Genomic DNA, 14699 nt, shown 5'->3' on the forward strand with positions numbered 1-14699 from the left:
TCCTTTTTTGAAAATTATTCCAATTCTTCTAATTGAGTAATATAATGTTTTAATTTATCTGGGTCATTTAACGTTTTCTTCATTTCTTCATAGATAATACGACGTTGTTCGAATTTTTCATATAAGTTGAGCTTAGCTTCATAATCTTCTACTAAATCGCCAGTTCTTCTTATATTATCATAAACTGCCTGTCTACTCACATTAAATGTCTCTGCAATTTCACTTAAAGAATAGTCCTTTAGGTAAAACAATTCAAGATAATTTCTTTGTTTTTCAGTAAGTAATGATTGATAGAAATCAAACAAATAATTCATTCGTAAGGTTTTAACTAAATCATTTTTCCCCATTCGAATGTTCCTCGTCATTAAAATCTAATTCAGCAACTTCATCAGGAATGTCTTCATTTTGTTCAATCATATCTGCAAATAAGCCGTATACGTAACTTTCTGGGTTAAATGGTTGTAAGTCGTCTAATTTCTCACCAAGACCTACGTATTTAACTGGGATATGAAGCTCATTTCTGATAGCAAGCACGATACCACCTTTAGCAGTACCATCTAATTTAGTTAATACGATACCAGAGACGTTCGTTACTTCTTTGAATGAACGCGCTTGTGATAATGCGTTTTGACCAGTTGTTGCATCTAAACATAATAACGCTTCGTGTGGTGCGTCTGGTACAGCACGGCTAATGACACGTTTCATTTTATCTAATTCTTGCATTAAGTTAGATTTATTTTGTAAACGTCCAGCTGTATCACAAATTAAAATATCGACACCTTTATTTTTCGCAGCATTAATTGCGTCATATACAACCGCTGCTGGGTCTGAACCTTCACTTTGCTTAACAACTTCTACACCGACACGGTCGCCCCAAACTTGTAATTGTTCGATAGCTCCGGCTCTGAATGTATCGCCTGCAGCAAGCATGACTTTTTTTCCTTCCATTTTATATCTATGTGCTAATTTCCCGATTGTAGTTGTTTTACCTACACCGTTAACACCTACCATTAAAATGACATTAAGGCGCCCGTCTTCAAGGTTCATCGCTTCAGAATTATCGTCTTCTTGGTGATAAATTTCTACAATTTTTTCAACGATAACTTCACGTAAATCTTCAGTTTCTTTAATGTTACGACGTTGAGCTTCTGTACGTAATTCGTCAGTTAATTGCATTACTGTGTTAAATCCAACGTCCGCTGTAATCAACATTTCTTCTAAGGCTTCGAAGAAATCTTCGTCTACAGTTCTATAACGTGCAATTAAATTATTAAGTTGTTCTTGGAAATTTTGACGTGATTTTTCAAGACCAGCTTTAAATTTAGCACCCATTTTTTGAGCTTCAATTTCTTCAAAGTCTTCAATTGAAATTAAACCATCATCATCGAAGTCTGCTTCACTTAACTTACGAGGTTTCTTCTTAGGGGCAGGCTCTGCCATGTCATCTTGTTGCGATGGTGACTCACCCTCTACCTCTTCGCTTTCAGATAATTCTTGTTCAATATCCTCAGTAGATTTAGATGAAAACTTATCTTTTAATCGTTTAAAAAAACTCATCCTTGCTCCTCCTTCATAACCTCATCTATAGTATTTAAATTGACACTTACTAATTTAGAAACGCCTGATTCTTGCATTGTGACACCGTATAAGCGATCTGAATATTCCATCGTTCCTTTACGATGTGTAATAACAATAAATTGAGTTTGTACTGACAATTCTTTTAAAAATTGAGCATAGCGAATGACATTTGCTTCATCAAGTGCAGCCTCTACTTCATCTAGTATAACAAATGGCGCAGAACGAACTTTTAATATTGCGAATAATAAAGCAATTGCACTTAATGCTCGTTCACCACCACTTAATAATGAGAGATGTTGTAGTTTTTTACCCGGAGGTTGAACAATTATATCTACCCCCGCTGATAAATAATCATCATCTGTCAATTCTAATTTAGCATGTCCACCACCAAATAACGACTGAAACACTGTAGTAAAGTGCGATTGAACTTGTAAGAAAGTTTCTTTAAAACGACCTTTCACTTCTTGGTCCATTTCTTCAATAATTTGTTCAAGCGTTTGTTTCGCTTCTCGCAAATCATTACGTTGATCGTTTAAGAACGTATAGCGTTCATTAATTTCTTCATATTGTTCTATCGCATTGATATTAACAGGGCCTAATTCATCAATAGACATTTTTGTCAATTTAACTTTCTTGCGTAACGCTTCAATAGGTGTATCATCTTGATATTCTTCTCTGGCACGTTCAACTGTTAATTGATAATTTTCATTTAAATGATCAATAGCGTGATTAATTAGCACATCTAATTTAGATTGTTGCGCTTTAATATCTTGATAAAAACTTTCAATTGATAACAAGTCTTGATGACATTCTTGTAATTGATATTCATGAATTTCTACGTCTTCATTAACGGCTAACCGTTGTTGTTTCAGTTCTTCTAATTGTTGAGTCACTGATTCACGTAACCCTTGTTTCTCTTGAATATTGTTTTGTAATTTATCGAAAGCTTGTTGCCCCATCATTTCATCTGAATTAAACAATTCAATCTTTTCATTAACATTTGTTAATTGTTGCTGAATATTGCTAATTTGTTTTTCTGCACGATCTAATGAAGATTTTTGCGCATTAATACGTTCTTTAATTACTGCTAGATCAGAACGTTTTTGGTTTAAGTGCTGTTGCATTTTTGAGGTTGATTCTTTATCTTCTTTAGATAGTTGTGTATAACGCTCAATATCTTTTTCAAGTTGTGTAAGTTGTGTTTGAATTTCAACTAATCGATTTTGTTTTTCTGTTAGCGTTAATCGGCTTGTCTCACTTTGGTAACCATCATTTTTTTCAAATTCAAATTCTTCATGCTCATCTTTAATATGTGCTTCTTGTGTTTTCAAGCGATCTAAAGCTAACGCTTCATTATGAGATTGTTCTTTTAAGTCATTATATTGTTGATTTAACTCAATATATTTATCACTTAAACTTTCAACTTTTTGTTTATGTGTTTGTAATTGATGTTCGAAGTCTTGAGTTTGCTGTTCATAATTTTTCAACTGGGCACGCATCGTAGTAAGTTCATCTTTTTGAGATAAAATACTTTTCGTTTTACGAGCGCCACCACCTGTCATTGAACCACCTGGGTTAACGATGTCGCCCTCTAATGTGACAATACGCGTTTTATATTGTATGGCTTTTGCAAGTTCATTAGCATTTTTCAAATTATCGACAACGATTGTTGTGCCTAAAAGATTATCAACAATAGCTTGATACTGTTTGCTTACTGAAACCGCTTCTGAGGCAACATTAATGAAGCCATTGGAATTTTGCGCTGTTCTTTTTATGTCTGCTGACAGCATGCGAGGTTTGATTACATTTAATGGTAAGAACGTTGCTCTTCCTAGGCCTTTTTGTTTTAAGAATTGAATGGCTTGGCGCCCTTCTTTTTCAGTTTCAACAATGACATGTTGTAAAGAAGCACCTAACGCCGTTTCAATCGCTTGTGTTAGTTCTGAAGGCACTTGAATAACTTCTGCTACTGCACCGTGAATACCTTGTAGTGTACTACCTTTTGCTTTTAACACATGTTTAACGCCATTAAAGAAATAAGAATATTCTTCCTCTTGCGTCTCTAAACTTTCAATTCGCGCTCTCATTTTATCGGTATAGCGATACGCTTGGTACAGTTTATCTTCATACTCAGTCTGTGACTGTTTTGCATCTGAGAGCGCTTTTTCTTGCTGTTGAATTTGTTTTTCAACATCTTTGAATTGATTTGAAATAGTTTGATGACGTTCTTCAGTAATTGAAATTTCTTTTTGTATTTCTTTCAATTGATTAAAAGCTTCAACCAAACGTGTATCTAAACGTGATTTTTTAGCCTCGTTTTCTTTAAGCGTATGTTCTAAAAAGCGAATGTCATTATTAACATCAGATTGCTCTGACATTAATTCATAATAATCATTTTTTATGGCTTCAAGTTTTTCTTCATGCTGTTCATCAGAAATATAAAGCTTAGATTCTAAATCACGTATTTCTGCATTTAAGTCTTTTTGTTTATCTTTTAAAGAGACAAGTTGTTGCGCAATCTCCTCTTTTTCTTTTTCAGCATTACTTAATTCTTCATTAAGATTTTCAATTTCTTCTTCGAAACGTGCATTAGTTTCAGATTGATTGCGTTTTCTTTCTTCTAAGACATTAAGCTGACCAGTGAATTTCTCATACTCTTCTGTGGCTTTGATTAAGTCATGATTGAGTTGTTCTACATCAGTATCTATTTGTTGACGTTTCGTCTTTTGTTTTTGTAAATATTGTGTAATTTGAGCTTGTTTCGCTTCTTTGTCAGCTTGTTGGCTTTTCAACTCATTTAATCTATTATCTAATTGTCGATTATCCTCTGTATACTGATCGATGTCATGCACAGTGACAATCACATCACTTTGTTTCATTTCTTTAGATAATTGTAAATATTCTTTAGCTATCGATGCCTCAGCCTTAAGTGGCTCTACACGTCCTTCTAAATCGTACAATATATCTTCCACTCGAGATAAATTATCTTCAGTTTGGCCAAGTTTTTGTAATGACTCTGCTTTACGCTTTTTATATTTAAGCACACCCGCAGATTCTTCTAGAATTTGGCGTCTATCGATAGGTTTTGCATTTAAAATTTCGTCTACTTTTCCTTGAGAGATAATACTAAATGCTTCTTTTCCTAAACCAGAATCTAAAAATAGTTCAGTAATATCTCGTAAGCGTGCTCGATCGTTATTTAAATAATATTCACTTTCACCACTGCGGTATAATCGGCGTGTCACAACGATATTATCAGCATCAATTTGTAATTGTCTGGTAGAGTTATCTAAATTAAGTTGTACTTCTGCATAGTTTTGAGCATTTCGATGTTCTGCTCCTGAAAAGATAATATCTTCCATTTTAGAGCCGCGAAGGGATTTAGCTGATTGTTCACCTAGTACCCATTTAATGGCATCTGTGATATTACTTTTCCCACTACCATTTGGTCCTACAATTGCCGTCACTCCTTTATCGAATTGCACATTCGTGTGGTCGGCAAATGATTTGAAACCAATGGCATCAATTGATTTTAAATAAACCATTCTATTCTCCTTAATACCTTCATACTCATTCTTGATGATAAGGGACAATTATTAATATCATTCTTTTAAAGTGTTTTATTGTTTTAATTTAGTATAGGCTTGTTCAGCTGCTTTTTGTTCGGATTCTTTTTTCGTTTTTCCTTGTCCCGTTGCGACTGCCTCATTTTCCAAAATCACTTCAGACGTGAATAGGCGATGATGGGCGGGACCTTCCTCTTTAATAAGGCGATATGTTACGTCTCCTTTATTTTGACTATGAACAAATTCTTGGAATTGTGTTTTAAAATCTACAACACCTATTAATTCATTATCTTCAACATGGGGGAATATCACTTTCTCAGCGAATTGCCAAACGACCTCTAAGCCTTGATCAAGGTATAAAGCGCCTACAAATGCTTCAAACGCATCTGAAATTAGAGATGGACGTGTTCTTCCTCCCGTTTTTTCTTCACCTTTACCTAATAGAATTAATTGGTTTAAACCGATTTTATTTGCAAATATTACAAGTGAGGGCTCACATACAATTGTTGCACGCATTTTAGTTAAATTCCCTTCCGGCAAGTCAGGATGTTTATCAAAAAGATAACGTGAAACCGTCAATTCTAATACCGCATCTCCTAAAAATTCTAAACGTTCATTGTGTTCTAAACGATCCATATTGAAATCATTTATAAAACTCGAGTGTGAAAATGCTTGTTGATATAATTCGATATTTGAATATTCAAATCCAAGCGATTTCATTTTTTTCGAAAATTGTTGTCGAAACTCATTTACCATTGCTATTTTCTTTGGATTTGTCACACTAGAACCTCCATTTTATCTATTCTATGATTGATTCTTATGAAAAAATCTGAGCCATCCTGTAGACGACTCAGATGTAGGTTTTTTATTTTTCAAGACTATTGATATACTTAGCAGCATCACCAACAGTGTTGATTTTTTCAGCTTCTTCATCAGGAATTTCAGTACCAAATTCATCTTCTAATTCCATTACTAATTCAGCGATATCAAGTGAGTCAGCGCCTAAATCATCTTTGAATGATGCATCTTCAGTTACTTTGTCAGCATCAACACCTAAACGGTCAACGATGATATCTTTTACTTTATCGAAGTTTTCCACGTCGATTCACCTCCTTTAAAAGTGTCTATCCATAGACTATTTTATTTTCCCATTTTAGTGGTTAAAATACAAGCATTTATTAGCATTGTAAAGATACTATTTACACTAAGTAAAGTATAAATTCTGACCTCGAAATTTAACCTTACATGTACATGCCACCATTCACATGGATTGTTTGGCCTGTGATGTATTTAGCTCTTTCAGAGGCTAAAAATGCTACTGTATAAGCGATGTCTTTATCTTCACCAAAACGTGATAATGGAATTTGTTCTAACATTTGTGATTTTAAGTCATCATTTAAAGCATTTGTCATATCTGAAACAATAAAACCAGGTGCTACAGCATTCACTGTAATACCACGTGATGCAAGTTCACGTGCACTTGATTTAGTTAAGCCTTCAATACCTGCTTTTGTTGCAACATAGTTTGCTTGGCCAGGGTTACCCATAGCACCAACAATACTTGATAAGTTGATGATAGCACCGCCACGTTGACGTAACATTTGTGGTGTAGCTTTTTGAATACAATTGAATGTACCTTTTAAGTTTGTATTAATTACGTCATCCCATTCTTGCTCTTTCATACGCATTAATAGGTTATCACGCGTAATACCAGCGTTGTTTACAAGTACATCTAATGAACCAAATTGACTCACAACTTCTTTAATCATTGCTTTAACTTCATCGCCTTCAGCAACGTTTGCTTGAATCGCAAAGCTTTCTACGCCTTTTTCTTTAATTTCAGCTACTACTGCTTCTGCTTTTTCTTTATTACCTGCATAGTTTACAGCTACGTTAAAGCCATCTTCAGCTAATTGTAACGCAATACTACGACCAATGCCTCTTGAAGCACCAGTTACTAATGCATTCTTGTTAGTCATGTTGATTCCATCCTTTCACATCTTCTAGAGTTTGAATAGATGTTAATTTAACATCACGATTAATTTTTTTAATTAAACCAGATAATACTTTGCCAGGTCCAATTTCAATAAAATGATCAACGCCTTGGTCGATTAACCATTCTGTTGATTTAATAAATTGAACTGGTGAATATAATTGTTTAACCATATTTTGTTTGATTGTTTCAGCATCTGTTTCGCCTTCAGCGTTAACATTTTGCACGATAGGGAATTTAGCATCATGCCAATCAAATTGATTAATATAAGCTTCGAAATCTTTTTCAATGACTTGCATCATTGATGAATGGAACGGTCCAGACACAGCTAAAGGTAATACACGTTTAGCGCCAAGTGACTTGCCTTCTTCTGCTAATTTATCAATTAATGTTTTATGGCCAGACACAACAATTTGTCCAGGACAGTTAATGTTTGCTGGTTCAATTAATTCATCTTCAGTAGATAAGTCTTTACAGATTTTGTCCACTTCTTCATAACTTAAACCTAGTACCGCTGCCATACTGCCTACACCATTTGGAAACGCTTGTGCCATTAATTGACCACGTTTACGTACAATTTTAACAGCGTCTTCGAAGTTTAATACGTCAGCAGCTACTAAACTTGAATATTCACCTAAACTATGCCCCATTGTATAATCTGCATTAATATTTTCAAGTGCATTTAATAATGCTGCACTATGCGTTAACAATGCGGGTTGTGTATTCTCAGTTTCGCCTAATTTCCCTTCGCTATCAGTAAACATTGTTTCTAATAAGTCAAAATCTACTGCTTCTTGTGCTGAATTTAATATCTCTGTTGCTTTAGCATCTTCATTGTATAAATCATTTGCCATTCCAACTTTTTGAGCACCTTGTCCAGGAAAAACAATCGCAATTTTACTCATCTTGATTACCTACCGTTTCTCTCATAATTTCAACAATCTTTTCATCTCCAGCAATTTTAGCTTGGCGAATTGCTGAGTAAAATGCACGCGCATTTGAACCACCGTGAGCTTTAACTACAGTACCATCTAAGCCTAATAATACTGCTCCGCCATACTCTGCATAGTCCATTTTCTTAGCAAACGTATCTAAATCTTTTTTCAATACAGCTGCAGCTAATTTATTTTTGAAGCTACCTAATAATGTTTCTTTCAACATTTTACCGATAGATTTCGCAGTACCTTCAATGTTTTTTAATACCATGTTACCAGTGTAACCATCTGTTACAACAACATCTGTGTTACCTTCCATTAACGTTTTTGCTTCGATATTACCAGTGAAGTTAAAGCTGCCATCTTCACTTAATAATTGATACGCTTTTTTCGTTAATGAATTACCTTTAGCTGGCTCAGTACCAATATTTAATAGTGATAATTTTGGATTATTGAGGCCACGCACTTTTTTAGCATAAATATTACCAAGTTGTGCGTATTGTAATAAATGTTCTGGTTTAGCATCCGCATTGGCACCTACATCTAAGAATGTAAAGCCTTTACCATCAATCGTTGGTAATGTAACGACAAGAGCTGGACGTGCTACGCCTTTAATGCGACCTACAATAAATAACCCAGCAGACATTAATGCACCTGTGTTACCAGCTGAAACACAACCATCTGCTTCGCCATTTTTAACCGCTTCAGCCATACGTACCATTGAACTATCTTTTTTACGTTTAATGGCTCTAACTGGTTCGTCTTCCATTTCAATTTTTTCAGAACAATGTCTAAATTCAATACGTTCATGATTGAGCGTATATTGTTTTTCATCACCAAAAAGAATAATTTCCAAATCTTTAAAATCATTAACCGCTTTTTCAACAGCCTCTAACACGATACCAGGGGCATCATCGCCACCCATCATATCTATCGCAATTTTAACCATTTGCTTCATCCTCGCTTATATAAAACATTTTAAACGTGCCTTGAAACACTAAAGTATCTTTAACATAAGAGTTAACTTTTATAAAATAATGATGCGTTGTTTGGTCAGTCACATGTGCTTCTGCTCTTACAGTATCATGTAACTTCACTTTTTCAATAAATTTAATCGAACTTTCCTGTGTCAGAACTGTCGATTTATGTATCAATGCTACACATAACGAATTCGCCTGCGCAAATAACACATGACCACGTGCAATTTGAGTCTTCGCAAATACCGATTCTTCTGTTACTTCAATAATCGATTGCGCTGATTCATTAGGCGCAACTTGAATCAAGTCACCTATCACTTCATTAGCCTCTAATGCACGAATCTGCTCATAATTTTGCTCAGCTACTAACTTAATACGCTTGCGCAACTCAGGAATATTAAGATACGTGCGATCTAACCTAATCGTTTGAATACTCACACCAAACATTTCACACAGCGCACTATCCGTCATAAAGGGGTTCAAATCAATTGCCTTTTGAATGGCTTGACGACGTTCGTCTTTCTTCATTTTCAAATAAAGTCCCCCCCTCTACACACGAATTTAGTACCAAGTCTTAAACATTCCTCACATATCATAACACTTTCTATTTAAGAAGCTCAACAAATATCATCCTACCTTGTCCCCTTTTTCAGAAAAGGCAAAAACATATTATTAATCAAAGCTAAGAAAAGGAACACATGAGCTAAAGCTCATGTGTAAATACCACTAACTTCTAAAGAAGAAGTGGTACTTTAGAGTGAAAGAGGCTTGTCTACAGTCATTTAATCGAAGCTCATGTGTAGCAAATTCTCATCAATAAACGTACGCAAATGTTCATAAGCATCTGTGAAAAAGACACCTGATTGAATTAACTCAGCAGCTTCATCACGCGCTACTTCAAGCATGCGATAATCTTCCACTATATTGGCCACCATAAAGTCAGGTAAACCACTTTGTTTCACGCCAAAGAAATCACCAGGACCGCGCATTTCTAAATCACGTTCACTTAACTCAAACCCATCTGTCGTTTGCGTCATAATTGTCATACGTTCAATTCCTGTTTCAGTCTTAGGCGATGCGATTAATACGCAGTAACTTTGATGTTCACTTCGACCTACACGTCCTCTTAATTGATGTAACGTTGATAAGCCGAAACGATCCGCATCATAAATCATCATGAATGTAGCATTTGGCACGTTAACCCCTACTTCTACAACCGTCGTAGAAACAAGAATATCTAGTTCATGTTCACTGAATCGTGTCATGACCTCATCTTTTTCATCTGCTGGCATTTTGCCGTGAAGTAGTCCTACACGGCCTTTGCCATAATGCGCTTGTAGTGATTCATAAAGGGCTACAACGTTTTGCACATCTTCAAGGTGTTCAGAACTTTCAATTAAAGGACAGATAACGTATGCTTGTCTGCCTTTTTGCAATTCAGAAGTCATTTGCGCTAACACTTGTTCATATTGTTCATGCTTCGCCCAATTGGTGATGATGGGTTTACGTCCTTTAGGTAATTGCTTAATTGAAGACACGTCCATTTCACCGAATACTGAAATAGCTAAAGTTCTCGGAATTGGTGTTGCCGTCATGAATAAGACATTAGTCATAGCGCCTTTTTCCCTTAACATCTGACGTTGATTTACTCCGAAGCGATGTTGTTCATCGGTGATTACTAATCCCACATTATTGAAAATAACATCATCTTGAATCAACGCATGTGTTCCAATCAAACAATCTATCGTACCATTTTCCAATTGTTCTATTAAGGCACGACGTTTTTTTCCTTTTACAGAACCCGTTAATAAAGCGACATTCATATAGTCTCCAAACAGTTCCGTTAAACTATTGGCATGTTGTTCTGCTAAAATTTCGGTAGGTACCATAAGCGCAGATTGGTAACCAGCCGTTTTCAATGCATACATACAAATTGCTGCGACGACGGTTTTACCTGAACCTACATCCCCTTGTAATAGACGATGCATTCTTATCGGCGCTTTTAAGTCTCTAAATATTTCATTGACACTTGTTTTTTGAGCATCAGTTAATTCAAATGGTAATGTATCAATAAATGCTTTTACTTTTTTGATATCGTAATTAACTTCAATTGCTTCATCAGACGTCTTCTCTATTCGATTAAGCCATTGCATTCTTAACTCAAACATAAATAATTCTGTGAACGCATATGTTCTACGTGCGCGCATTAACTCGGTTCTATCTTTCGGCTGATGCATTGTTTTAATCGTATAATCTAACCTTTCTAATTTATATTTATTTCTTAAATCATCCGTTAACCATTCATGAATAGTTACATCATTTAATGTTTGATGAATCATATCGCGCATTTGCTTTTGCTTAATGCCTTCTTTAATTCGGTACACTGGCTCTAGCTTCACTTCTTCAGTATCTTGCGCTTGGGCATCAAAGAACATACGATTACCATTAATCTCTTGTTTCGCTCGATTCCATTTCCCTTTGACTGTTACTGTGCCATGTAGTTCAATTTTCTTTTTTAAATATGGTTGATTGAAGAAGACGCATTTCACTGCAATATTATCTACCATAAGATGTACCGTTAACTTCGATTTATTTCTCCCGAAAAATGCCACGGTTGGTACTGAGTAAACTTGACCCACTACCGTTACAGTAGATTGGTCTTCTGCCATATTTAAATCAACTATCGTATTATCATCGTATCTTGTCGGCAAATATAGTATTAAATCTTCGACAGTATGAATGTTTAATTCATGCAATAATGCCATTCTTTTAGGTCCAAGTCCTTTAATATTTTGAAGCGGATATGGACTCTCTATTAAATTGACTTTAGACATCGTTTTCTCACCTAATATTTATAATCTTATCTCTATTTTAACATGGTTTAACCGTATTAATGATAGTTAACGCTTTTTGAAAATGAGTAATAATAAGGAGAGAGGAAATTAGATATTTATTATCTTTAATTTACATAATTAAATTATAGTCATAAAAAAAGAAAACCTGCTTTCTAAGACAGGTTTTCTCAATTACTATTTAATTATCTACTTACTTCACATGCCCATCCATCTTTATCTCTATCTAATGTTGGACGATAAGCTGGATGGTTTTTACTTACACCATTTGGATATGTTTGTCTCATAGCTGTACAATTTTTAAAATATTGTGGTGCAGTAGTTTTTGTAGTTTTAGGTACTGAAGTGCTAGGTTTTGTAGTTTTAGGTACTGCACTAGTCTTAGTTGTCGATTTAGTAGTTGATTTAGTTGATTGTGTACTCCAAATGTTTAACTTTTCGGCCTGTGCTCTAGATTGACTTGCATATAACGTTTGTACATAAGTATTATTTGGTGGGTAAACATAAGCTACTCTAGCTAAACCTTGTCTTACAATAGCATTATTTACCATTTGACCATCTGCATATACATAAGCTAAGTAACGACCATATTTATCAGTGCGTTGTCCCTTATCAAACTGTACTTGGATATTTCGTGCGTTCGCCATCATACGAGTAGTAAACTTACTTGCTTCTGGACCATACTTCTGAACAGGTTTACGTGGATCTTTCGTTTCAGGTGAATCAATTAGCAATAATCTGAACGTTGCTTTTTTACCTTTATATAATAATTGAACAGTATCCCCATCAACGCCTCTAACAAATTTTGCTGGTTCTTTTTTTAGTGACGTTTGCGCGTTTGCAATATGAGCATCATATGTATAACTAGTTCCTAATGTTAATGCTATTACGCTAATTAAAGTGATAATGAATGTTTTAATAACTAAACTTGAATTTCTCATCTCTATCCTCCTAAGTTTCATCAAATATATTTTATACTAATTTTAGAAAATATAAATATAAATTTTTGTAAATTTTTCTAGTATTTAAATTTTACATATTATTGAAACTTAAAAAGCGTAGGTCTGCTTAATTTTCAAAAAATAAAAAAGATGGTAGAGCAAATTTACTCTTACCATCTAAAACTTTTAAAATCTATTCAACTGAGAATAAATATTGATAAATAGGTTGGCCACCATCATGTTCTTCCACTTCAACATCTGGATATTCTGCTTCAACCCATTCTATTAATTGGCTTGTCATGTCTTCACTAGCTTCTTCACCAGCAATAACAGTTAAAATTTCGCTATCTTCATTTAATAATTCAGATAGTAGGCCTTTAATAGTTGCAAATTCATCAGCATTACTAGTAACAATCTTACTTTCTGCTAAGCCCATGAATTCATCTTTTTTAATTTCTACGCCGTCAATTTTAGTATCTCTCACTGCAAATGTGATTGATCCAGATTTAACTGTTTCAAGCGAAGTAGTCATGTGAGACTGGTTCTCTTCCAATGTAGATGATGGATCATATTGGAAGAGTGCCGCAATACCTTGAGGGATAGATGTTGTCGGAATAACAATAGTATCTGCTTTAACTAGTTCGGCTGCTTGATCACTCGACATTCTAATATTCTTATTGTTAGGAAGAATAATCGCACGTTGGCATTGTGATTGTTCAATGACTTTAACAATATCTTCAGTAGACGGGTTCATTGTTTGTCCACCACTGATAATATGTGTTGCACCCATTGAAGTAAATAATTCTGAAATACCTTCACCCATAGAAATCGCAATAATAGCTGTTTCTACTGTTTTTGGTGTTTCATCTTTTTCAGTATGTTGATTTTGTTGTTCTTTACGAATAACTTCACGATGTTGTTCACGCATATTTTCAACTTTTAACTTAATTAATTCACCATATTGTTGACCATAGTTAAACACTTCACCTGGTGTTTCAGTATGAACATGAACTTTGACAATTTCTTCATCATTAATAACGAGTAGAGAATCACCAAAATGACTCATGTCATTTCTAAATTCTTGTTCGACAAATTCTTTTTTATCTTTTCCAAAACGAACCATCATTTCAGTGCAATAGCCATATTTAATATCTTCAGTATTGATAACGCCATGAAAATCATGTTCTTCATGCACTAAGTCATCTGTATCTAATTTAGGTTTCTTAGCTTCAATTGTTTCACCTTGGAGACCTTTTAAGAAGCCTTCATATACACATAATAAGCCTTTACCGCCGCTATCAACGACACCTACTTCTTTTAACACAGCTAATAAGTTTGGTGTATTATTTAAAGATTTTTCAGCTTCTACAATTGTGTATTCCATAACTTCAACGCAGTCATCTGTTTCTTCAGCTTTATTGATAGCTGCTTTCGCTGCATCTTTAGCAACTGTAAGAATTGTTCCTTCAACAGGTTTCATTACTGCTTTATAGGCAGTATCTACCCCAGCTTGGAAACTACTCGCTAATTGTTGCGCATTAATATGTTGTTCTTGTTCGATATTTTTACAAAAACCTCTAAATAACTGTGATAAAATCACGCCGGAATTACCACGTGCGCCCATTAATAGTCCTTTAGAGAATGTTTTACCTAATTCACCAATACTATTTGATAAATTATTCTCAACTTCTTCACGCCCTGAAGTGATGGTTAAGTTCATGTTTGTTCCTGTATCGCCATCTGGAACAGGATAAACATTTAGGGAATCCACTAAATCTGCGTTATTAGATAAATTTTGTGCCCCTTGTATAATCATATCGGCAAATAATTTACCGTTAATTGTGCTAATCATCGTGC

12 protein-coding genes are annotated in these 14699 nt (G+C 34.7%); all 12 read right to left on the reverse strand.

The window, feature by feature from the left end; genetic code table 11:
• Window positions 1-14 precede the first annotated feature (14 nt).
• A complete protein-coding gene (locus tag MT340_RS08075) occupies window positions 15-347 on the reverse strand; it encodes a putative DNA-binding protein (RefSeq protein ID WP_243589505.1) in 333 nt (110 codons plus the stop codon).
• Complete coding sequence (gene ftsY / locus MT340_RS08080; protein ID WP_243603742.1) at window positions 334-1557, reverse strand: signal recognition particle-docking protein FtsY; 1224 nt, start codon at window positions 1555-1557, stop codon at window positions 334-336. The genes MT340_RS08075 and ftsY overlap by 14 nt, the downstream gene beginning before the upstream one ends.
• Entirely contained in the window at window positions 1554-5123 is a 3570-nt protein-coding gene (gene smc / locus MT340_RS08085; protein WP_243603743.1) for a chromosome segregation protein SMC, read from the reverse strand. Before smc ends, ftsY begins: the two co-directional genes overlap by 4 nt.
• Window positions 5124-5198: 75 nt before the next feature.
• Window positions 5199-5900, reverse strand: coding sequence for a ribonuclease III (rnc, locus tag MT340_RS08090; RefSeq protein WP_279390712.1), 702 nt, complete (start codon window positions 5898-5900; stop codon window positions 5199-5201).
• A gap of 109 nt (window positions 5901-6009) precedes the next feature.
• On the reverse strand, window positions 6010-6243 hold the full coding sequence (locus tag MT340_RS08095) for an acyl carrier protein (protein WP_243603745.1): 234 nt from the start codon (window positions 6241-6243) through the stop codon (window positions 6010-6012).
• A 142-nt stretch (window positions 6244-6385) separates the two neighbouring features.
• Entirely contained in the window at window positions 6386-7123 is a 738-nt protein-coding gene (fabG, locus tag MT340_RS08100) for a 3-oxoacyl-[acyl-carrier-protein] reductase (protein WP_103297870.1), read from the reverse strand.
• A complete protein-coding gene (fabD, locus tag MT340_RS08105) occupies window positions 7116-8042 on the reverse strand; it encodes an ACP S-malonyltransferase (protein WP_243589508.1) in 927 nt (308 codons plus the stop codon). Before fabD ends, fabG begins: the two co-directional genes overlap by 8 nt.
• Complete coding sequence (gene plsX, locus MT340_RS08110) at window positions 8035-9021, reverse strand: phosphate acyltransferase PlsX (RefSeq protein ID WP_243603746.1); 987 nt, start codon at window positions 9019-9021, stop codon at window positions 8035-8037. The genes fabD and plsX overlap by 8 nt, the downstream gene beginning before the upstream one ends.
• Entirely contained in the window at window positions 9014-9583 is a 570-nt protein-coding gene (gene fapR / locus MT340_RS08115; protein WP_070373179.1) for a transcription factor FapR, read from the reverse strand. The genes plsX and fapR overlap by 8 nt, the downstream gene beginning before the upstream one ends.
• 248 nt (window positions 9584-9831) lie before the next feature.
• Window positions 9832-11883 (reverse strand): ATP-dependent DNA helicase RecG, encoded by a 2052-nt coding sequence (gene recG / locus MT340_RS08120; RefSeq protein ID WP_243589510.1) that lies wholly within the window; start codon window positions 11881-11883, stop codon window positions 9832-9834.
• A 203-nt stretch (window positions 11884-12086) separates the two neighbouring features.
• Window positions 12087-12842: a thermonuclease family protein gene (locus MT340_RS08125; protein ID WP_243589511.1), complete on the reverse strand. Its 756-nt coding sequence runs from the start codon at window positions 12840-12842 to the stop codon at window positions 12087-12089.
• Window positions 12843-13035: 193 nt separating this feature from the next.
• Window positions 13036-14694, reverse strand: coding sequence for a fatty acid kinase catalytic subunit FakA (gene fakA / locus MT340_RS08130; protein WP_243603747.1), 1659 nt, complete (start codon window positions 14692-14694; stop codon window positions 13036-13038).
• Window positions 14695-14699 lie beyond the last annotated feature (5 nt).

This window comes from Staphylococcus sp. NRL 16/872 (genome assembly GCF_022815905.2).
Lineage (GTDB): Bacteria > Bacillota > Bacilli > Staphylococcales > Staphylococcaceae > Staphylococcus.

Excerpts from the sequence above, each read along its gene's own strand:
- MT340_RS08075 (WP_243589505.1), bottom strand. The coding sequence starts at position 347 with ATGGGGAAAAATGATTTAGTTAAAACCTTACGAATGAATTATTTGTTT.
- ftsY (WP_243603742.1), bottom strand. The coding sequence starts at position 1,557 with ATGAGTTTTTTTAAACGATTAAAAGATAAGTTTTCATCTAAATCTACT.
- smc (WP_243603743.1), bottom strand. The coding sequence starts at position 5,123 with ATGGTTTATTTAAAATCAATTGATGCCATTGGTTTCAAATCATTTGCC.
- rnc (WP_279390712.1), bottom strand. The coding sequence starts at position 5,900 with ATGGTAAATGAGTTTCGACAACAATTTTCGAAAAAAATGAAATCGCTT.
- fabG (WP_103297870.1), bottom strand. The coding sequence starts at position 7,123 with ATGACTAACAAGAATGCATTAGTAACTGGTGCTTCAAGAGGCATTGGT.
- fabD (WP_243589508.1), bottom strand. The coding sequence starts at position 8,042 with ATGAGTAAAATTGCGATTGTTTTTCCTGGACAAGGTGCTCAAAAAGTT.
- plsX (WP_243603746.1), bottom strand. The coding sequence starts at position 9,021 with ATGGTTAAAATTGCGATAGATATGATGGGTGGCGATGATGCCCCTGGT.
- recG (WP_243589510.1), bottom strand. The coding sequence starts at position 11,883 with ATGTCTAAAGTCAATTTAATAGAGAGTCCATATCCGCTTCAAAATATT.
- MT340_RS08125 (WP_243589511.1), bottom strand. The coding sequence starts at position 12,842 with ATGAGAAATTCAAGTTTAGTTATTAAAACATTCATTATCACTTTAATT.
- fakA (WP_243603747.1), bottom strand. The coding sequence starts at position 14,694 with ATGATTAGCACAATTAACGGTAAATTATTTGCCGATATGATTATACAA.